Source organism: Bacillus cereus group sp. MYBK101-2, assembly GCF_051918845.1.
Taxonomy (GTDB): domain Bacteria; phylum Bacillota; class Bacilli; order Bacillales; family Bacillaceae_G; genus Bacillus_A; species Bacillus_A paranthracis.
Genome location: NZ_JBQAIE010000025.1, coordinates 1 through 20,328, shown reverse-complemented (window position 1 = coordinate 20,328; position 20,328 = coordinate 1). Strand labels below are relative to the sequence as shown.

The window sequence follows — 20,328 nt, the reverse complement described above, 5'->3', positions numbered from 1 at the left end:
AACCCCCACTGATTAAAGTTTCACTTTATAAAGTAAGGGGAATGGGAGATGGATATATACTTATTAATCGTCACATTACTTGCAATCGCGATTGTTATTTTAGGGGTATCATGGTGGAAGTGGCATGCATTTATTAGTTTAACAGTTGCGAGTTTATTTTTAGCTATCATGTCTGGATTGAATTTGACGAAAATAGTGACTGCCTATGAAACTGGCGTCGGTAGTGTACTAGGGCATTTAGTTGGTATTTTAGCTCTCGGTACAATTTTAGGAAAAATGATGTCCGATTCAGGGGCCGGCATGCAAGTGGCAGATTTCTTTATTCGATTTTTCGGTGTGAAGAAACTACCGTGGGCTATGTTATTTGCAGGATTTGTTATAGGGATTCCGGTATTTTTTGAAGTGGGGATTGTCATTTTATTACCACTCGTTATTTCCATCCGAAAAACGACGAAGCAAAATATATTATTAATTGCGTTACCTGTCATTGCTGGATTATCGATTGTTCACGGGCTCGTGCCTCCGTATCCAGGTGCGATGACAGCAATCGGTATTTATAACGCGAACTTAGGAAAGGTACTTTTATATTCATTACTTATCGCGCTACCAACGGCTATTATTGCAGGACCGATATTTGCAAAGTGGGTACATAAAAGGGTTATACCTGAAAATGAACCAGAGCTTATTCGAGTTACGACTGTATCAACTGATTTGCCGAGTCGTAAAGTTTCATTCTTTATTATATTACTGCCAGTAGTTTTGATGATTTTATCAGTCGTTGCACCATATATTTCATTACCGAAAAAGATGACTGAATTTTTTGTGTTTATTGGAAGTCCAGTAATCGCTTTACTAATTTCATGTTTTGCAGCATTTTATTTACTTGGCATGAGACAAGGTATTAATAAAAAGATGATTAAAAAATTAACGGATGAAAGCTTATTACCTGTCGGTTCCATTATTTTAATAATCGGTGCAGGCGGTGGATTTAAACAAATATTAATTGAAAGCGGCGTTGGAACAGCGATTGCGCAAATGGCAGAACATATATCGTTATCACCAATCGTATTAGCTTTCATGGTAGCTGGATTAATTCGAATCGCAACAGGTTCAGCAACAGTAGCATTAACGACAGCAGCAGGAATTGTTTCACCAGTTATTCAGTATATGTCAGGTGTAAATTTAGAATTGCTCGTTATAGTAACAGGCGCGGGATCATTAATGTTTTCTCACGTAAATGATGCAGGGTTCTGGCTTGTAAAAGAGTATTTAGGATTAACGGTGAAGGAAACGTTTAAAACGTGGACAGTGCTGGAGACATTGTTATCATTTATTGCATTTTGTTTTGCGCTTTTATTCAATATGTTTATTTAGAAGATACCTTAATTGGTATCTTTTTTTGATGAAGCCCAATTGCCAAAACAAGCCCGTTTTTAAGTAAGCCAAGCTTCCTATTCGCCCTGAAAACATACTATAAATGGAATCCCCTCATTTAGAGCAAGGTGAACTTGTTATGAATGATACTAAAGGAGGAATAGAGTAATGAGCGAAAAGTGTGAACACAGACATGATGATTGTAACCGCAGACATGGGTGCGGCGGCGGTTTTGCGCTTCTAATCGTATTGTTTATTTTATTAATCATCATCGGTGCTAGCTGCTTCGGCGGAGGCGGCGGTTGTGGTTATGGTGGTTACGGCGGTTATGCTGGCGGCTACGGTGGATATTGCTGCTAATTAAAAACTATTGAAAATGGCCTTGTGCAATACGCACAAGGCCATTTTATTCATATTTTGATATGCTGTGATAACTTATTAATGTACAGAGAACGGATTAAGAAGAAGAAAATGATTTCGATAATCCCGAAAAAGGTGAGTACGATACATGTTTCTTTTAGTAATGAGAAAGAAAACATGCTTTGTAAAAACTTAACCGCAAATAACGTGTGAACACCAGCGACGATGTAAGGAACGAAAAATAAAATTCCTAATTGAATCGTTGCAGAGCGAAACATTTCTGATTCTGTTAAGCCGAGCTTTGTAATCGTAATATATTTTTGTTTTTCATTTGTTAAGTCATTATACATACGGAAGTATAAAACACTAGCTGCACCGATAAAGAAAATGAAGCCGAGAAATGCCCAAATAAAGAAAGTGGCAATTGAATTTCCTTGGCTGTAGTTTAGATCGTCAGCAGCTGTATAAATGGAAAAAGGGACCCTGATAGGTTCTACTTTATGTTTTTCTTGAAAATTGTGCGCATCATCACTAACCGTATGCGACATTTTTTTCGTTGGAATAATCGTGTTTTCCCAGTTCTCTACAAAATAGTTATAAATCGTGATTGTTTCAATATGTGGAATCATATTTTCAATTGCATTATCTTGCATAATAATGAGATGAGGCAATGCAAAGGATGGTTCTATTCCTTTATTAATAAAACCTTTAATATGAAATTCCTTTTTATTAGACCCAAGTGTAATCGTATTTTGTTTAGCAAATGGATTTGATACAAGATTTAAAAGTTTTGGCGAGTAACGAGAAATAATATAAACTTGTGTAGAATCAAGAGTTATTTTCGGCCTCTTTAATTGTTTAGCAAGTATGTTATAGTCACTCATTTTCATAAGAGCAACGTCTTCTTTTAAAGCTGTATCTTTTAATACTATAGATTTGTATTTATTGTATTGAAAATTAGAATTTGTAAGCTCCGTTTCAATTGTAGCAATGTGCTTTTGCTCTAGTGCACTTTCTCCTTCAGATATGTATGTGAAGGGAAAAGGGTATCGTTCTACTATCGCTGCTTTTGTATTGTTATTAGCGGAAAATAACCCGATGATAATTGTGAATGCAAGTGCTGATAACATAGAAACGATAAAGAGCACATTAATATTACTACGAGTACGGCTAGTTAAATCTGAAATCCATAACATATTTATTTGCTTCATATAAAACTTTCTTCGTCTTTTTAAAATGAAGATAAAGAGAAGAAATGTTTGGGAAAAGAATAAATATGTTCCGACTACTACGAGTGGCAAAATAGATAATATGATAAAGAATACGGATCCATTTTGGGCATTTTTTTCTGTTATGTAGCCTTGCGGATAACCAGCAATATAATAACATAATGCTAAGCAAATTAAAGCAAATATCGAAATGAGTATAGATGGTTTTTTTTCTTTATCGCCTTTTTTAGCCTCTTTAATGAGCTGTGTTGTTTTCCGAGTACGAATGAACATCGGTGTAAATGTAGAAACAATGAAAAATAAAATAATAAAAGTTATGGTTGTAACGATAATTGCTTCTGTTGGCCAATATAAATAGAGGCCTTTCTTACTTGTTAATTTAGAAGTAACAAGTAAGAAAAAGTTAGAAAATACAAGACCGCCTTGAATACCTGCAAAGATAGCGAGTATTCCAATGATCATATTTTCAGTAAACAAAAGGCGTTTTAATTGTTTTTGAGATATACCGAGAACAGTTAAAACGCCAAATTGTTGTTTTCGTACATTTAAAAACGTCCCAATAGAATATAAGAGAAAGAAGAACGAGAACAAAACGATAACAAACTGTGCCATGCCGGCTAAGTTCATGAGCGGATCTTGTTCTTGTAATTTATTCATAATTTGTAAGCGCGGATGATACGCATATACAGTAAATGAAAAGAAAACCATGATAGAAAAAGCACTGCTTACAAAATAAGCGAAATATGCTTTCGAATTGCGCGAGACATTTTTAAATGCGAACTGCCAAAATGTCATCCACGTCTTCCTCCTAGTAATGCTAAAACATCTAATATTTCTTGATAAAACTTCTCACGGTACAATCCGCGGTGCAGTTCGTTGTAAAGCTCTCCATCTTTAATGAAAATGACGCGGTTACAATAACTTGCTGCAAATGGATCGTGCGTAACCATTAAAATCGTTGCATCTTCTTCTTTATTTAATTTCGTAAATAACTCCATTACGTCGATTGCCGCTTTTGAATCTAGGTTACCTGTTGGTTCATCAGCAAGTAGAAGGGAAGGGTGATGAATAACAGCACGTGCTACTGCGGTACGTTGTGCTTGTCCTCCAGAAACTTCAAAAATACGCTTGTCTAAAATATGATCAATGCCAAGCTTTTTTGAAATGTTATCAAGCTTTTCATCCATTTCTTTTAATGGAATATTATCTAATGTTAAAGGTAGTACGATATTTTCACCGATTGTTAGTGTATCTAATAGGTTAAAGTTTTGGAAAACAAAGCCTAACTCTTGTCGGCGGAAAATAGCTAACTTTTCCCTACGAAATGTGTGTGGTTTTTTTCCGTTAATAACGACATCACCAGAAGTAGGGGAATCAATTGTTGAGATAACATTTAAAAATGTAGATTTACCGCTACCAGATGGTCCCATGATAGCGACAAATTCACCTTTATCTACATGTAAATTTATATTTTTTAAAGCTGTATGAGGGACTTTTCCCTCATATACTTTTGAGACGTTTTTTATGTGTAATACTTCTTCCATAGTAATCACCTTTCTATCTTTTAAAACTTAATGTGTTGTGATAATTTTTGCATATAAAAGGAACGAATTAAAAGGAAAAATAAAATTTCAACTGTTCCAAAAATCATAAGTACGACTGTAATCTCAGCGAAGAACGAGAGATGTAAAACTTCTTGTAACATCTTTGTCGCGAACATCGTATGGATGGATGCCATAATGTAAGGCACGAAGAAAAGAATCGCAAGCTGAATTGTCGCTGAACGTTTCATTTCAGTTTCCGTTAAACCAATTTTCGTAATCGTTATATATTTTTCTTGCTCATTTGTTAAATCTGTATACATCCGGAAGTAAAGAACACTGCCAGCTCCGATAAAGAAAATAACACCTAAGAAAGTACCAATTAAGAAAAATGAAGCGACATTTAGTTTTGTTTTATATAGAGAATCGCTCGCTTCACTTGCATGGAAAGGCGGGTGCTCTGCTTGAATTGCTGCATTGTCGTTATGGATTTTTGTTATAAACGATGAACCGATATTATGTGCTTTTTCCCAATCTGTAACTTTGAAGTTATATACACTCATTTGCTTGGAAACGGTCGATAAGGCTTCTACATTTTCATCAGATAGTATAAGTAATTGGTATATTAAGCTGTTTGGGAATGGACTATAACTTTTATATTCTTTCACGTGTAGTTGTAAATTGTTTTGAGTAAGTGTAAGAGTATTTTTCTGTTCTTTATTGTGAAGTGTTCCAATAACTTGATCATCTAAGTCTTTCATAAGAATATAAGATTCATTCTTATTCACCGTGAGTTTTTCCCAATTTAATGCTTTAGCAAGTACATTATAGTCACTTTGTTTAATTGCGTAATAGAGTTGCGTATTATTTTCAGCTGAAGATACTTCATATATATCCGTTTTAAATTTTGTATAAGTAAAGTGTTCTTCATTAAACTTCTGCTCTAACCAGTTTAAATGCTCATCCGCTAACGTATTTTCAGTATGTGATAAATATGTAAAAGGAAAAGGGTTTTCCCTTATCGCATCAAACTTTGTAAATTTCCCAAAACCGTATAAGAATGTAATCATTGTAAAAGCGAGTGTTGATAGCATCGCTACAATAAAAAGCATGTTAATGTTTGTCCGAATACGTGATGCTAAATCAGAAATCCAAAGCATATTAATGCGTTTCATATAAAACGTTCTTCGCGCTTTTAATATACGAATGAGTAAAAAGCTAATTTGCGAGAAGAAAAAATATGTTCCAGCTGCAATAAGCGATGGGATGACAAATATACTAGAGACGGCATATAAAAGTCCAATGATATCACCTAGCGACAGAAAATATAATGGATTTGCGGCTAATGCATATCCAGATATTAAACATGTTGCACCAAATAGAGAGATGAGCACAGATGCTTTTCTTTCTTTTTGTTTTGTTCCTTCTTTTAAAAGACGTACAGCTTTTCTCGTACGAATGAGCATCGGTGTAAAAGATGATACGAGAATAAAGAGTCCGAGAAAGATGATGATAGTTAAAATAATGGCGCTTGTAGGCCAATATAAATATAAGCCAGGTACATGTGTAATCTTGGCGGTAACTAATAAAAAGAACTGTGAAAAGACAAGTCCAAGTTGAATGCCAAAAAATATAGAAAGAACACCAATTAACATGTTTTCTATAAATATGAGTCGTTTTAATTGTTTTTGAGAGATGCCAAGTACTGTTAAAATCCCAAATTGCTTTTTTCGTACTTTTAAGAAAGTACCGATTGAATATAGTAAAAAGAAAAATGAAAAGAATACGATGACAACTTCTGAAATTGTCATTAGTATGTTCAGAGCATAATTAATGTCTGTCATATGCAATTTCGGATGAAATAAATAAACTGCAAATGAGAAAAAAATTGCGATAGAGAACGCACTGCTTACAAAATAGGCGAAATAAGCTCTGGCGTTCCTTGTGACGTTTTTAAATGCAAACTGCCAAAATGTCATTCACCTAGACCTCCTAGTAGGATGAAGACGAAAAGGATATAAGAGATATCCTTTTCCCCTATTAAATACATTCATAAAATTTAACCATTCGTATACTCTGATAACTTTTGCATGTAAAAAGAACGAATGAATAAGAAAAAGACGATTTCAACTACGCCAAAAATAATAAGAACAGCTGAAATTTCTTTGAATAGTGATAGATCAATTACATCTTGGAGCATTTTTGTTGCAAACATTGTATGAATGGATGCCATAACATATGGAATGAAAAATAAAATGCTAAGCTGAATAGTAGCAGATCGTTTCATCTCTTTATCTGTTACACCAATCTTAGAAATCGTTATATATTTCTCTTGTTCGTTCGTTAAATCTGTATACATTCTAAAATAAAGAACGCTACCGGCTCCAATGAAGAAAATAACACCTAAAAATGTTCCGATTAGAAAGTATGCAGCACTACCAGATGTGATTCTGTATAATGAACCTGCTGATTCATAGGAGCGTATAAGAGGGCCTTCGTATTGGAATTCCTGTCGATCTCTTTGTATTTTTTTCATAAAATCATCAGCAATTTCATAAGTCTTTTCCCAATTTTGTACGTTATAATTGTACGCTGTTACGTGCTTTGTTGTATTTGGTAAGTTGTTTACAACAGAGTCAGGTAAAATTAAAGTTTGGTATGAAAAGTTAGATGGAATGGCCCCTGCTTGTTCATAGCCTTTTACTTGTAATCGCGTATTTGTGCTAGAAAGTGTAATAGACTTTCTATTGTAGCTTGGCTCAAATTCGCTGAATAAGGTTATATAAGCGTTACCTGTTAAGATGTATACTTCATTTTCGTTCATGAATAGTTGTTTCATTCGCAGGGAAGCTGCGAGTTTATTATAGTCACTTTGTTTTATTGCATATATGTCATTATAAGCTGTTATACCTTCATCTTCTTTCAATGGTGTTTCATATAAATCAGCCTTTATTTTTTTATAAGAGAAATTCTCTTTTTGTAATTGTTGTTCAAGCCAATTTAAATGATTGTCCACAAAAGGATTTGCTTCATAAGAAAAATAAGAGAATGGAAACGGTGAACTTCGCGTAACCTCTAGCTTTGTAAACTTTCCGACCCCATATAGGAACGTAATCATTGTGAAAGCGATTGTAGATAGCATCGCTACAATAAACAACATATTAATATTCGTTCGGATGCGGCTTGCTAAATCCGAAATCCACAGCATATTAATTCGTTTCATATAAAACTTTCTTCTTTTCTTTAAAATATAAATAAGTAAGAAACTAATTTGAGAAAAGAAAAAATATGTCCCAACTGTCACAAGTGATGGGATCACAAAAATACTTGAAACCATATATATAACGCCTACTTGTGGGTTTATTGAGAAGAAATATTTAGGATTTGCAGCTAAAATATAACCACCTAATAAACAAATCGCACCAAATAGAGAGATGAATATGGATGGTTTTCTTTCTTTTTGTTTCCCACTATTATTCGTTTTTAAAAGGTTTACCGCCCTTTTCGTACGAATCAGCATTGGTGTAAATGAAGATACGGCGATAAAGAGACTGAGAAATACAATTGTTGTTAAAATAAAAGCATTCGTTGGCCAATATAAATATAGTCCTGGTAGATATGTAATTTTCGCTGTTACTAATAAGAAAAATTGCGAAAAGACAAGTCCAAACTGCATGCCGAAAAAGATAGATAAAATACCAATTAACATATTTTCAGTGAAAATGAGTCGATGTAATTGCTTTTTGGATATACCTAAAACGGTTAACACACCAAATTGCTTTTTCCGAACTTTTAAAAACGATCCGATTGAATAAAGTAGAAAGAAGAACGAGAACAAGACAATGATAACTTCTGAAAAAATCATTAATCCTGAAATTTCTGAGATCATACTGAAATTTTGTAATTTAGGATGAAATAAATAAACAGCAAATGAAAAGAAAACAGCAATGGAAAAAGAACTGCTTACGAAATAAGCAAAATAAGCTCTGGAATTACGTGTTACATTTTTAAAGGCAAACTGCCAAAATGTCATAATACGTACCTCCCGCTAGAAGACAAATATGTAGTTTTATTGCAAAAAATGTATGAGAGTAAGTTCTCATACATTTTGCTAGCATATGTCACGATCATGCTTCGGTCACCTTCTCCGTATGTTCTGCTTGATTATTTGCAGCGTTGTGGAAGATGATTTTAATCGTCGTTCCTTTCCCAACTTCAGAATCTAGTTTGACAGAGTGACCTAAATAATCACAAATTTTACTTACGATATAAAGTCCCATACCAGTAGATTCTCCGAATGTACGACCATTTTTCCCAGTGTAAAACGGTTCGAATACTCGTCGAATATCTTCTTGCGGAATACCAACACCTTCATCACGAACTTCTAAAATAATATCTTTTCCGTTTCGGTAAGCGGATAAGAATACTTTCTTTCCGCGCTCACCAGAGTAACGAACAGCATTTGTCATTAACTGATAGATGATAAATTTTAGCCATTTCGCATCAGAAGCAACTTTTAAATCAGAATGAACTTCTAAAACAGGGAAGACACCATTACGAATGAATAGTTCTTTTAATCCGTTAATATTTTTTGTTACCGTATCTTTTAATGAAATCGTCTCGACATGGAAATCTTCATGGAAGTTATTTAACCTAGCCATGTATAAAGCCATATCAAGCCCTTGGTTTAGACGCTCTAATTCTTTTTTAAACTTTGGAATTAAATGTTCGTCTTCCATTTCTAGCACCATAAGCTGCATAACAGAAACAGGTGTCTTCATTTGATGTACCCAATGGTTAATGAATAATTGATGTTCTTGTTGTTTTACTTCATACGATTGTAGTTCTTTTTGGAAGAGGCGGTACTGCGTACGCACGAGTTCATTGACACCGTGAGGCATTGGAGCAGTCGCTCTTTCAATAAACGCATCTTCCATTTTTTCTGGTTGCTCACTTAATCTATGGTACATTCTACGATTGCGGACGTAACGGTAAGCGAGGAAACAAATAAATAAGTATAAACTTAAAACGACGAAGTAAAATTTATTATTTTGAAATCCATCTACTGCATCATAAAGAACGAAGATGATACCGAAGTTTAATATGTACAGTAGAAAAAATGCAAAATGATCACGTAAAAATAGCTTCATGCTTATTCACTCCAAGTTGCGTTAAAACGATACCCAAGTCCGCGCACTGTTTCAATAGCATTTTCAATACCAAGCTCATTGAACTTTTTACGAAGACGCGTAATGTTTACGTTTAATGTGTTTTCTTCAACGAAGCTCTCGTCATCCCAAAGGGCAGCTAGTAAATCTTCACGGCTCGCTGTACGAGGGAATTTAGATAATAACATTTCTGCTAAAATAGCTTCTTTCTTCGTTAAAAGAACTTGCTCAGATCCGAAGTGAATTTCAGGACGTTCTGGGAATAGTTTTAAACCTTCTACTTCAACGATACGTTCAGAAATATTTGGCGCATAATCACCGTAAATACGGCGTAATTGACCTTTAATTTTTGCCATTACAACGTCATAGTGGAACGGTTTTGTAATGTAATCATCCGCACCGCTTTCAATCGCCATAATTTGTTCCATCTCACCAGCACGAGCTGAAATGAAAATAATTGGACAAGTAGATTCATGACGAATTTGGCGGCACCAGTAGAACCCATCGAATTTCGGTAAGTTTACATCAAGTAACACAAGATGTGGTTTCACTGCGTTAAACGATTCCATAATATCATCGAAATTCTCCGCAACAACAGCCTCATAGCCATACTTTTGAATGTGAGATTGCAGTAATGATGAAATATTTGGATCGTCTTCAACGATTAAAATTTTATACATATGTATATTCCTCCTAAAAAAACAATTGTAGCTATAGTGTATCATGTGTTTCAAGTCTTTTCATTATGTTGAAAGATAAGCTAGTAAACAGTATAGGTCAAAAGCGTGAAAAGTAAAAAGGGCCTCGTATATAATTGACAATTAACTGAAATCATTTTAACATTTAGATAAGTATCTAAATGTCTAATTAGTGAAAGGAAGAAAGACATTGAATCAAGCATTCAAAGCATTAGCAGATCCAACAAGGCGAAAAATTTTAGACTTATTAAAAGAAGGTGATCTAACCGCTGGTGAGATCGCTGAACATTTCAATATGACAAAACCAAGTATTTCACATCACTTAAACGCACTTAAAAATGCTGAACTTATTCAAGATGAAAAGAAAGGGCAATTCGTTGTGTACTCTTTAAACACAACTGTCTTTCAAGATTTATTGACTTGGGTGTTTACGTTTACGAATAAGGGGGAAGAGGGGAAATGAGAAAGCATCTTGTCGCAATTATATTGATTCTTATAACTGGTTTGGCCTGGACATATGCATGGCCGAATTTGCCTGACACAATGGCAGTTCATTGGGGAATGGAAGGTGTAAACGGTTATGCTTCCAAATTTAATGCAATGTTGTTGCTACTTGGGATTATGATTTTTACTTACGTTTTATTAACAATTACCCCAAAGATTGATCCTAAGAAAAAGAATTATGATAAATTTTCTAAAGGTTATATGATAATAAACTATAGCGTAGTAGTATTATTATTTTTAGTTAATATGCTTGTAATTGGGGTGGGGTTAGGCTATGACATTCCAATGAATAGTACACCACTTATTCTTGTTGGTCTTTTATTTATAGTTATCGGAAACTATTTACCACAATGTAAACCAAATTACTTTGTAGGTATAAAAACACCGTGGACGTTAAGCAACGAAGAAGTGTGGAGAAAAACGCACCGTTTTAGTGGAAAGGTGTTTGTTGTATTAGGAATTATTATGATTTTAAGTGTTTTTGTACCAGTAACGTGGAAATCTTTCATAATGGTTGGAATTATTATTGGTGCAGTAGGGTTAACGATGGGATATTCCTATGTCGCTTATAAAAAAGAACTAAAAATGTAAAATAAAGCTACTTTTCCTTAAAAGGAAAAGTAGCTTTATTTTTTATTTCCTCAAAACCGGTATCCAAATTTCACTTTTAAAGTTTGGAGAAGATATATCTTTCTGTTCATTCCACAATATCTCCGGTCCTTCTGCTAGTTCATAGTTCGAAGAAGGGAACCATTCAGAATAAATACGTCCCCATACATTTTGTAGTGCATCAGGAAATGGACCGACAGCTTCGAATATAGCCCATGTTGAAGCAGCAACTTCAAGTTGTTTAAACTGCTCTGGACAATCCTTTGTTGTGGCTACGCCAATATAGTGATCAAGTTCTCCTTTTTCTTCCATTCTTCCTTCAGAAAAGTTAGTAGAAGCACTAATAATTCCAGTAGGTTCCATATTTGAAAGTGACTTTAAAGTTTGAATGACATCTGGATTTAAACTTTTCCACATAGAAGCAATTTCTTCATTTACACCGTTAAATACAATCGGTATGCGTTTTGTAATACCTATAATTCGAAATGACTCTTTTTCTTCAATTCGATAATTCATTTCATTTCCTCCTTGGATGGATAATTGGAAGGTCATTGGTGAATAGGCTTTTAAGGAATGATTACTATTTCGGGCCTCTGAAGGTGTTATGCCGTGCAAGTTCTGAAAGGCACGCGTAAAAGAATCTGGTGAGTTGTACCCATATTTGATAGCGACATCAATGACTTTTGCATCGCTATTTTTTAGTTCAAAAGCAGCGAGAGTAAGACGTCTACAACGAATATATTCTGATAGTGATATGCCAGCTAGAAAAGAAAACATTCTTTTGAAATGATATTCCGAGCAGTAAGCTAGCTTCGCAACTTCTTTAAAATTAATTTCATTTGTTAGGTTGTTTTCAATATAGTGCATTGCAGCATTCATATTTTTAAGTGAATCCATATGATGACCTCCTCTGTACATAGAATAGCAGGAACGAAATAGCTCCATCCGACATTTCGTGCACAACTTTGTAGGGTACATTTTGTACCTTACAAAATTGTAATGTTCCTGTAAGGAGAATGAATGGATGGCATGATATCCCAATGTTATAGTAACAAAGTACTTTGATTCATTAGGTTAAATTTTGATTTCTTTGCTTACTGGTCTTACATAACTGTCATGTTTGTGTAAGAAACATCGATAGTGGCAAGAGTAGAGAATGTATATAGTGAAAATATAGAATAGATGAAATGAGGGATGTCGAGATGAAAACAGTGTTAGAAGCAAAAAATATTGAAAAAGTATATGACACAGGTGGTAATAAATTTGCAGCGTTAAAAGGTATTAACTTACAAGTAAAAGAAGGTGAGTTCGTTGGAATTATGGGACCTTCTGGTTCTGGTAAGACGACTTTACTAAATGTTCTTTCTACAATTGATAATGCGACGAACGGTGAAATTTTAATTGATGGAAAAGATATTGTGAAAATGAATGATGATAAGTTAGCATTATTCCGCCGCGATCATTTAGGTTTCATTTTCCAAGATTATAACTTATTAGATACGTTAACAGTGAAAGAGAATATTGCTTTACCACTTGCGCTATCAAAGGTGAAAGCGAGTGAGATTGATCGCCGCGTTCTTGAAATCTCAAAGAAATTTGGTATTGATCATATTTTAAGTCAGTTCCCATATCAAGTGTCAGGTGGACAGAAGCAGCGCTGCGCAGCATCACGTGCAATCGTTACGAATCCAAGTATGATTTTCGGAGACGAGCCAACTGGAGCGCTTGATTCTAAATCTGCAACAGATTTACTTGAAAGTATGAAGTCATTAAATGAATATGATAACTCAACAATTTTAATGGTAACGCACGATGCATTTGCAGCAAGTTATTGTAAACGAGTTATTTTCATTAAAGATGGTGAGTTATATAAAGAATTGCACCGTGGTGAATCAACGCGTAAACAGTTCTTCCAAAAAGTCGTTGACGTAATGTCTTCTATTTCCGGAGGTATGGCTGATGACCTTATCTAGCATTGCCCTCCGCAACATACAGCGGAACTTTAAAGACTACTTTGTATATTTTGCATCTATGATTTTTAGTATCGTTATTTATTTTACATTTAAAGCACTGCAATATAATTCACAAATGGAAAAAGCAGCAGAAGCTTCAAAAAAAATTAGCGGAGCGTTCCAAGTTTCCAGTGTCATGCTTATCATTTTCGTAGCAGTGTTCATTATATATTCGAACGGATTCTTTACACGTAAACGTAAAAAAGAAGTTGGCTTATATTCATTATTAGGTATTCGTAAAAGACAAATTGGTAAAATGCTCTTTTATGAAAATATGTTAATGGGATTAATGTCATTAGTAATCGGGATTGCGATTGGTAGTGTCCTTTCAAAATTATTCCTTGAGTTATTAGTAAATATGATGGGATTAAATTTAAACGTTCATTTTGAAGTACCGATGGCTGCCATTATTGATACAGCAATTATTTTCTTTGTGATTATTTTATATACATCACTCCAAGGATATCGTTTAATTTATCGCTTTAAGTTAATTGAACTTTTCCGTGCAGAACGTGAAGGAGAAACAATGCCAAAAGGATCTGTCATTATGGCATTCATTTCAGTTTTCTTAATCGGTTCAGGTTATTTTTTAGCGCTAATGTACATGAAAGCAGTTATGTATGCAGACTTTATGGTCGTTGCATTATACATTTTATTAGCGACAGTAGCAGGGACTTATTTACTGTTCATGTTCTTCACAGTATTTGTATTGAAACGTGCAAGAAATAATAAGTCAGCATTTTATAATGGTATGAATATGGTAACGACATCGCAGTTACTATATCGTATTAAAGGAAATGCGAAATCACTGGCGACAATCGCTATTTTAAGTGCAGTTACATTAACAGCGGTTGGTACGTCAGTTACGATGTATTACAACACATTTACGCAATCAAAAGTTGCTGCACCGTATAGTTATTCCTATGAGAAAAAAGATGCAGCATTAGATAAAAAAGTAAATGAAATACTTGCTGGAGAGAAGAATAATCATCCAGTCACATATGAATCAGAAGTTGAAATGATTCCTGTGAAAGGAACATTTAAAGGTGAAAGAGCTGATCAAGTTCTGAACACACACTATAATGTTACGAATCAGTACCAGCTTATTTCTCAATCAAGCTTTAATAAACAGGTGAAACATTTAGATGTAGAACCTGTAAATTTAAGTGTGAATGAAGCTTTCGTATATGATAGCTTATATATTGAGAAACTGGATTTTGGTCCTCTTTATACAGGAAATACAGCTGTAATCCCTGTTGGAAATGAGGCAAAAGAATTAAAAATTAAAGGTGTGAATAATAGAAGCCTTACAAATTTAAATGAATTATTTGTAATCGTTCCTGATAAAACATATGAGCAAGTGAAACAAGTAAACGAAACGCGCACTGTAAAAAATATTGATGTAAAAGGTGAGCGAAATAGTAAAGAGCTAACAGCAAAATTAGCAAGCATTATGCCAGCTGCTGAATCAGAAGTTTTAAAACCATTTAACGATTTCTATACAGGATTCCAAATGGGGCTTGAAACGACAGGCTTAATGATGTTTATTGGGTTATTCTTAGGATTAGTCTTCCTATTAGCGACAGGCTCAATCATTTACTTTAAACAATTAACAGAAGCAAGCGCTGACCGTGATCGTTACATTGTCCTTCATAAAGTTGGGGTAACGAAGCAAGAAATGAAGAAAGCTATCGCAAAACAAGTAAGCTTTATCTTTGCGATTCCGTTAGTAATCGGTATTTTACACAGCTTATTTGCACTAAAAGGTTTATCAAATATATTACCATTTGAAATTATGATTCCGCTTCTAATTAGTATCGGAGTATACGGCGCGATTTATATTGGATATTACTTCTTAACGGTTCGTTCTTATTATAAAATCGTGAGTGCGAAGTAATAAGGGACAGCTATCGCTAGAGACGATAGCTGTTTTTTTATTCTTCATAAAATCTTAAGAAATCTCCTCAATTTTTGTTAAGAAACGATAGTTATACTTAAAAACAAGTTAAAAACTATCGAACGAATGAGGAGAGGTTTATATGCAACTCATAACATTCTTACACGAATTTATTAAACATCCGAAACATACTGGTGCAATTGCGCCAAGTTCAAAAATATTAGCAAAGAAAATGGTAGATGTAATTGATTTTAATAAGGCGAAGTGCATCGTAGAGTTAGGGCCTGGTACAGGGGTTTTTACGAAAGAGATTATGAAGAGAAAGAAGCAGGACACAATATTTCTTCTTATTGAAATTAATGAAGTGTTTTGCAAAGAGTTAAAGAGAAAGTTTAAAGATGAGCAGAACGTCATTGTTGTACACGGTTCAGCTGAAAATATAAAGAAGTATATGGAAGAGTTCCATATAGAATGCGTGGATTACGTCTTATCGGGATTGCCTTTCACTTCTTTGCCAGAAGAAGTTTCAAAACGCATTTTAAACAATGTAATGGAAGCGATACATGAGAATGGGGAATTTATTACATTTCAATATTCACTTGTGAAAAAAGAATTTATACAGCACTTCTTTCCTAAAATTACACTAGAAAAAGTGTGGCTCAATTTCCCGCCAGCTTACATCTTTAGCTGTAAAAAAGAGCTAAGGAGAGCATATGCATAATGGAATTACATGAATTATTATCTTATATTGAACAATACGGTTATTGGGCATTATTTTTCTGTTTATGGTTAGGTATTATCGGTATGCCAATTCCAGATGAAATGATTGTAATGAGTGGTGGATTTGTATCGTCACTAGGAATATTAAGTGTCATTCCTGCATTTTTATTAACGTATTTAGGCGTTGTATCAGGGCTATCTTTGGGTTATATATTAGGAAAAATATTTGGTGCAAAAGTACTTCATAAGCTAATGAAAAAGAAAAAGGCGAAATATCTTTTGAAATCTCAACAAATGGTAGAGAAATATGGTCATTATGCGTTAGTTACAAGTTACTTCATACCAGTTGTAAGACATATTGTACCGTATGTAGTTGGAATGAATAACATGTCATTTCGGATATATGCTTTGTATTCTTATACGACAGGATTTGTTTGGACACTCATTTATTTCGTGCTCGGTTCTTTATTCGGACAACATATTGAAAGAATTGTAGCAGTTGCGATAGAGTATGGCGTGTATTTTGGCGTAATTGTCGTTTTAATTGGCAGTTTGTTTTATGTAAAAAGAAGTGCGGTAGTTAGTAAGTAGAGGAGGCTGTTCCAAAATACATTTTGGAACAGCCTCTTTTGTTGTGCGGTTCTACTGTCAGTTTTTGTTGGTAAGTCGATATATTGAAAAAATCGTCGATATAATTTCATGTACCTAGATGTGGTGCCACGTTTCCTCTACATTAAGAAAAAGTTAAGAAACCGTACGAGTTTTTATTAAGAAATGCGCTCTATACTTAGAAATGTTCTCAAGAAAACATAATGAAAGGCGGAATATAGATGAAAAGATTTATTTTTGGATCATTACTTGTTATCGTCGCAGGAGCGGCATATTTATTAAGTGGGAGTAAGCTATTAGATCGGATGAACCCATTTCTTGATATAGAGAATCATTACGCAATTATTGATAATGATGGAAAAGAATTAGGCGGAAATAAAGGCCGTGAGTATACGGTGAAAGCTTACGATATGGATGGGAAGGAAAAAGAAGTAACGATTGATGGAGTAGGTGAATTACAAAAAGGTTCGTATTGGCACGTGCTTACAAGAGGAAAGGTTTTACATGACAAAGTGCAAGTAAAGATAGATAAACTTCCTGATGGTGCAAAGGCAAAGTTAGGATTGTAAATATAAACCCGATTCTTGATGAGAGAATCGGGTTTATTATTTTATGGTAAAATTTAGAGGGGAGGAGTGAGAGGTATGCTACTCGTTGTTAGTCTTATATTAATTGGGATTATGTGCAGTATGAGGGTAGTATCTTTACATATGATAGAACGACAAAAGATAGAAGAACGATACGTATATTGTCCAAAATGTGATACGAAAATTAGAAAAGGAAATTCTGCACCTTTTTGTTCGAAATGTAATGTAATCTTTTAAAGAAGTTAAAAAGGCAACAATGAACTTAGCTTCATCAATTTATTAAATATTTGAAAGCCTGCAGTGGAACAACTGCAGGCTTTTTTATGATTATTGAACTTCTTTTTAAGAAAACATTAAGAAACCCTAGCACTATTTATTAAGAAAATGTATCTATACTGAATTGAATTCTGTTGCTTAAAGAGAACATAGTGAAAATTATGTTCTCTTTCGCCTTTTTATCATTATTTATTTTCTAAAATTCGTTCAATATCATGTACACTTAATTTACTTGCCTTAGCAATCGTTTCAAGTGGTATACCAAGGGCATACATACTTTTAATCATTTGAATTTTTCCCTGTTGAACTCCTTCTTTTCGCCCTTGTTCAATACCTTGTTCAATACCTTGTTCAATACCTTGTTCAAGTCCTTTTTTCATTCCTTGTTCCATTCCTTGTTCCATTCCTCTTTTTATTCCTTCTGTCTCTGCATGGGCGAATTTTGCGGCTTCATCCATTAAAACTTTCTCCCTTGCGTCATAGGCTTGTCGGAAAGAGGAATCTTGACTCATACGTTCCCACTTGTTTATTGCTTTTTGTAAAATAGGGTCTTGGTTCATAGCAATATCCTCCAATAGTTTAGTTAAGTGTTCATCCTCATTTGCTGAAAGCAATAAAAGCCAACGAACAAATGGATCTTTCCACGGGTTTACTTTTTCTTCATGCCATTGTTCTGTTAACTTTTGAATTTCTACAATGTGAATCTCTATGTCATCACTCAAGAGTTTCTGTTGTTGTGTATTCCATAATGTACCCGTTGTATGAAATTCTTTGTGATCTAAAAACATTATGAAGTTCAATAAATTAATGGTGATGGTTTTACGAAGTGCACTGTAGGGCATACCTTTTTGTAACTGAGATGTGTATAATTTTCCCCAATAATATAAACTGCGTTTCATCATATCGTGATTATTATTAAGCTGTATTTCTACATTTACTTTTGTCCCGGTGTCTAATGTTGCTGAAATGTCTAGAATTGATAATTTATCATTTGCGTGTTCTCGGTGTAAATGTGGATCTTCTAATTGTAGAGAAGCAATAGGTGACTCTAAAGATTCTTGTAACATCGCGTTTAAAAAGGCAATGAGAATATCTTCACTACCATTCGTACCAAACAATTGTTTAAATGCAAAATCAATGCGTAAATTCACTAATTGTTGGTTGAACAAAGTATGCCCTCTCCCTTATATGAAGGTGCTTCTTTTCTTAATTGTATCTAAAAATAACTAGAGGATGCAAACAAGCTATTCTTTTATTTTTTAGAAGTATTATTAGAATGTCACAGGCAAATATGGTTATGTTATACTCTAGTGAAATTGGGAAATAGCTTATGAAACCGAAGAATGGAAACATGTTGAAGACGAAAAAGTAAGTGAAAATGAATTCTTCCAATCAGTAGCCGCTGCAATAGAGAAGAAAGATCCAAGTGTTATCGTGAATAAGGATTGTAATACGCATTGGAAAAATTGGGTGGAGTTTGATTATGAAAACTCATATTAAAAATGAAAGCGTAGATTAAAATATCCTTCTAATAAAAAAGACGAGCTAAAATGTTAAAACTTTAGCTCGTCTTTTAGTATTACACAACCGCAGGATTATAAATCATCGTAAAGTGTCCTGGTAATAATTCAATGTGACAAGGTGTATGAAGCGAACTTTCTCCATCTGTATCTACTTCTTTTTCTTCTTCTGTTTCAATATGAATGGATTTCGCTTTTACGTGGAAGATGTCATTTTCGTTTGAGTCTTCAAATAGTTTCTTTCCGATGTAATCTTTAAATGCTTGAATACCTGTTGATTTGACTACGAAAATATCAAGTGTTCCGTCGTCACATTTTACGTTCGGAATAAAGGACGGGATGCCGCCAAGATATTCACCGTTTCCAACCATAACAAGGACAGCTTCGTCTTCATATACTTGTCCGTCGTACGTAATTTTTACTGGGAATGTTTCAGCATTTTTGACAGTTCGAATGGTGCTTAAGTAATAACCAATTTTACCAAGCTTTGCTTTTTCTTCTGCATCGATATTGTTTGATACTTCAGATACGAGTCCAATGCCCCAGAAGTTTAAGAAATGTTGTCCATTTGCTTTTGCAACGTCAACTGGTTTTACGTGTTCTTTTGTGATAAGTTTTGCTGCTTCTGCAATGTTTTGCGGAACGCCTAGTGTGCGAGAGAAGTCATTGCAAGTTCCGCCTGGAATGATTGCAAGTGTAGGTCTAGTTTCAAGAGGTGCTAAGCCGTTTGTGCATTCAAATACAGTGCCGTCACCACCAAAGACGATAATTAAATCTACTTTACTAGCAAACTCTTGGCAATATTTTGTTGCATCACCTTGCTTTTTCGTATGAAGGATATGTAAGTCAGGAAAAGCTGCGGCAAGAGGTGGTACGATTTTCGTTAAATTTGTATGTAAGTCGCCTTGTCCAGCTTTTGGATTTACGATGAGGAGTACTTTTTCAAATTTTGTTTTTGTCATTTTTCATCTCTCCCTGTTTTTTGTAATGGAAAGAAGGAGCTGTTCCGATGTATTTCAGAACAGCTTCTTCCTATTAATAAGGTGCTAAGATTGTCGGTTATTGTCGGTAAGTCGATATATTGAAAAAATCGCTGATATAATTTGAGTTACAGTCGATATATTGGTTCCGTCAAGAAGTCTGTGTAATTTGATAAGGCCCAATACATTGGTTTATCCAGTATGAATTTATAATGATTTGGTATGTGAAAAGTGAAGCTAGCTT

Annotated in this window: 19 protein-coding genes and 1 pseudogene; 11 read left to right on the top strand and 9 right to left on the bottom strand. The window is 34.3% G+C overall.

Annotated features, from left to right (window positions below):
• The first annotated feature begins 48 nt into the window (after positions 1–48).
• Positions 49–1,374 carry a gluconate permease GntP gene (gntP, locus tag ACTFSI_RS26945; protein WP_440045766.1) on the top strand — a complete coding sequence of 442 codons (1,326 nt, stop codon included), beginning with the start codon at positions 49–51 and terminating at the stop codon, positions 1,372–1,374.
• 168 nt (positions 1,375–1,542) lie between these two features.
• Positions 1,543–1,734: a YjcZ family sporulation protein gene (locus ACTFSI_RS26940; RefSeq protein ID WP_001290392.1), complete on the top strand. Its 192-nt coding sequence runs from the start codon at positions 1,543–1,545 to the stop codon at positions 1,732–1,734.
• Between the two features lie 50 nt (positions 1,735–1,784).
• Here ACTFSI_RS26940 and ACTFSI_RS26935 read toward each other — a convergent pair whose 3' ends face one another.
• The 6 genes from ACTFSI_RS26935 to ACTFSI_RS26910 all read right to left on the bottom strand — a co-directional run bounded on the left by ACTFSI_RS26935 (position 1,785) and on the right by ACTFSI_RS26910 (position 10,352).
• Positions 1,785–3,758, bottom strand: a complete 1,974-nt coding sequence (locus tag ACTFSI_RS26935) for an FtsX-like permease family protein (protein WP_044793622.1) — start codon at positions 3,756–3,758, stop codon at positions 1,785–1,787.
• Positions 3,755–4,507: an ABC transporter ATP-binding protein gene (locus ACTFSI_RS26930; RefSeq protein ID WP_000393249.1), complete on the bottom strand. Its 753-nt coding sequence runs from the start codon at positions 4,505–4,507 to the stop codon at positions 3,755–3,757. Before ACTFSI_RS26930 ends, ACTFSI_RS26935 begins: the two co-directional genes overlap by 4 nt.
• A 20-nt stretch (positions 4,508–4,527) precedes the next feature.
• A complete protein-coding gene (locus ACTFSI_RS26925; RefSeq protein ID WP_440045765.1) occupies positions 4,528–6,483 on the bottom strand; it encodes an FtsX-like permease family protein in 1,956 nt (651 codons plus the stop codon).
• An 80-nt stretch (positions 6,484–6,563) separates the two neighbouring features.
• Complete coding sequence (locus ACTFSI_RS26920; protein ID WP_440045764.1) at positions 6,564–8,537, bottom strand: FtsX-like permease family protein; 1,974 nt, start codon at positions 8,535–8,537, stop codon at positions 6,564–6,566.
• A gap of 94 nt (positions 8,538–8,631) precedes the next feature.
• Complete coding sequence (locus ACTFSI_RS26915) at positions 8,632–9,654, bottom strand: sensor histidine kinase (protein WP_049122428.1); 1,023 nt, start codon at positions 9,652–9,654, stop codon at positions 8,632–8,634.
• Positions 9,655–9,656: 2 nt separating this feature from the next.
• Entirely contained in the window at positions 9,657–10,352 is a 696-nt protein-coding gene (locus ACTFSI_RS26910; RefSeq protein WP_000276737.1) for a response regulator transcription factor, read from the bottom strand.
• Positions 10,353–10,560: 208 nt separating this feature from the next.
• Between ACTFSI_RS26910 and ACTFSI_RS26905 the strand changes: the two genes are divergently transcribed.
• Both ACTFSI_RS26905 and ACTFSI_RS26900 read left to right on the top strand, forming a co-directional pair.
• A complete protein-coding gene (locus ACTFSI_RS26905) occupies positions 10,561–10,833 on the top strand; it encodes an autorepressor SdpR family transcription factor (RefSeq protein ID WP_001070526.1) in 273 nt (90 codons plus the stop codon).
• Positions 10,830–11,465: an SdpI family protein gene (locus tag ACTFSI_RS26900; RefSeq protein WP_001225537.1), complete on the top strand. Its 636-nt coding sequence runs from the start codon at positions 10,830–10,832 to the stop codon at positions 11,463–11,465. The genes ACTFSI_RS26905 and ACTFSI_RS26900 overlap by 4 nt, the downstream gene beginning before the upstream one ends.
• Before the next feature lie 42 nt (positions 11,466–11,507).
• On the opposite strand, the gene ACTFSI_RS26895 is transcribed toward ACTFSI_RS26900, so the two are convergent.
• On the bottom strand, positions 11,508–12,380 hold the full coding sequence (locus ACTFSI_RS26895) for an AraC family transcriptional regulator (RefSeq protein ID WP_440045763.1): 873 nt from the start codon (positions 12,378–12,380) through the stop codon (positions 11,508–11,510).
• A 305-nt stretch (positions 12,381–12,685) separates the two neighbouring features.
• Here ACTFSI_RS26895 and ACTFSI_RS26890 point away from each other — a divergent pair, with 305 nt between their 5' ends.
• From ACTFSI_RS26890 to ACTFSI_RS26865, 6 genes are all read left to right on the top strand, one after another.
• Positions 12,686–13,456 carry an ABC transporter ATP-binding protein gene (locus tag ACTFSI_RS26890; RefSeq protein WP_000859656.1) on the top strand — a complete coding sequence of 257 codons (771 nt, stop codon included), beginning with the start codon at positions 12,686–12,688 and terminating at the stop codon, positions 13,454–13,456.
• Positions 13,443–15,392, top strand: a complete 1,950-nt coding sequence (locus ACTFSI_RS26885; RefSeq protein WP_440045762.1) for an ABC transporter permease — start codon at positions 13,443–13,445, stop codon at positions 15,390–15,392. Before ACTFSI_RS26890 ends, ACTFSI_RS26885 begins: the two co-directional genes overlap by 14 nt.
• 142 nt (positions 15,393–15,534) lie before the next feature.
• Positions 15,535–16,113 (top strand): class I SAM-dependent methyltransferase, encoded by a 579-nt coding sequence (locus tag ACTFSI_RS26880; RefSeq protein ID WP_440045761.1) that lies wholly within the window; start codon positions 15,535–15,537, stop codon positions 16,111–16,113.
• A complete protein-coding gene (locus ACTFSI_RS26875) occupies positions 16,113–16,703 on the top strand; it encodes a DedA family protein (protein ID WP_242261951.1) in 591 nt (196 codons plus the stop codon). Before ACTFSI_RS26880 ends, ACTFSI_RS26875 begins: the two co-directional genes overlap by 1 nt.
• A 239-nt stretch (positions 16,704–16,942) precedes the next feature.
• The gene (locus tag ACTFSI_RS26870) at positions 16,943–17,290 is read left to right on the top strand and encodes a YxeA family protein (RefSeq protein WP_000819356.1); all 348 of its coding nucleotides are present in this window, start codon (positions 16,943–16,945) and stop codon (positions 17,288–17,290) included.
• 75 nt (positions 17,291–17,365) lie between these two features.
• Positions 17,366–17,545 carry a hypothetical protein gene (locus ACTFSI_RS26865; RefSeq protein WP_440045760.1) on the top strand — a complete coding sequence of 60 codons (180 nt, stop codon included), beginning with the start codon at positions 17,366–17,368 and terminating at the stop codon, positions 17,543–17,545.
• 224 nt (positions 17,546–17,769) lie between these two features.
• Here the strand turns inward: ACTFSI_RS26865 and ACTFSI_RS26860 are convergent, their stop codons facing one another.
• Positions 17,770–18,753, bottom strand: coding sequence for an Rpn family recombination-promoting nuclease/putative transposase (locus tag ACTFSI_RS26860; protein WP_440045759.1), 984 nt, complete (start codon positions 18,751–18,753; stop codon positions 17,770–17,772).
• A gap of 145 nt (positions 18,754–18,898) precedes the next feature.
• Between ACTFSI_RS26860 and ACTFSI_RS26855 the strand changes: the two are divergent.
• Positions 18,899–19,084 (top strand): annotated as a pseudogene (locus ACTFSI_RS26855) (DUF7003 family protein); the annotation flags it as partial.
• Between the two features lie 79 nt (positions 19,085–19,163).
• Here ACTFSI_RS26855 and ACTFSI_RS26850 read toward each other — a convergent pair.
• The gene (locus tag ACTFSI_RS26850) at positions 19,164–20,066 is read right to left on the bottom strand and encodes a diacylglycerol/lipid kinase family protein (RefSeq protein ID WP_138320889.1); all 903 of its coding nucleotides are present in this window, start codon (positions 20,064–20,066) and stop codon (positions 19,164–19,166) included.
• Positions 20,067–20,328 lie beyond the last annotated feature (262 nt).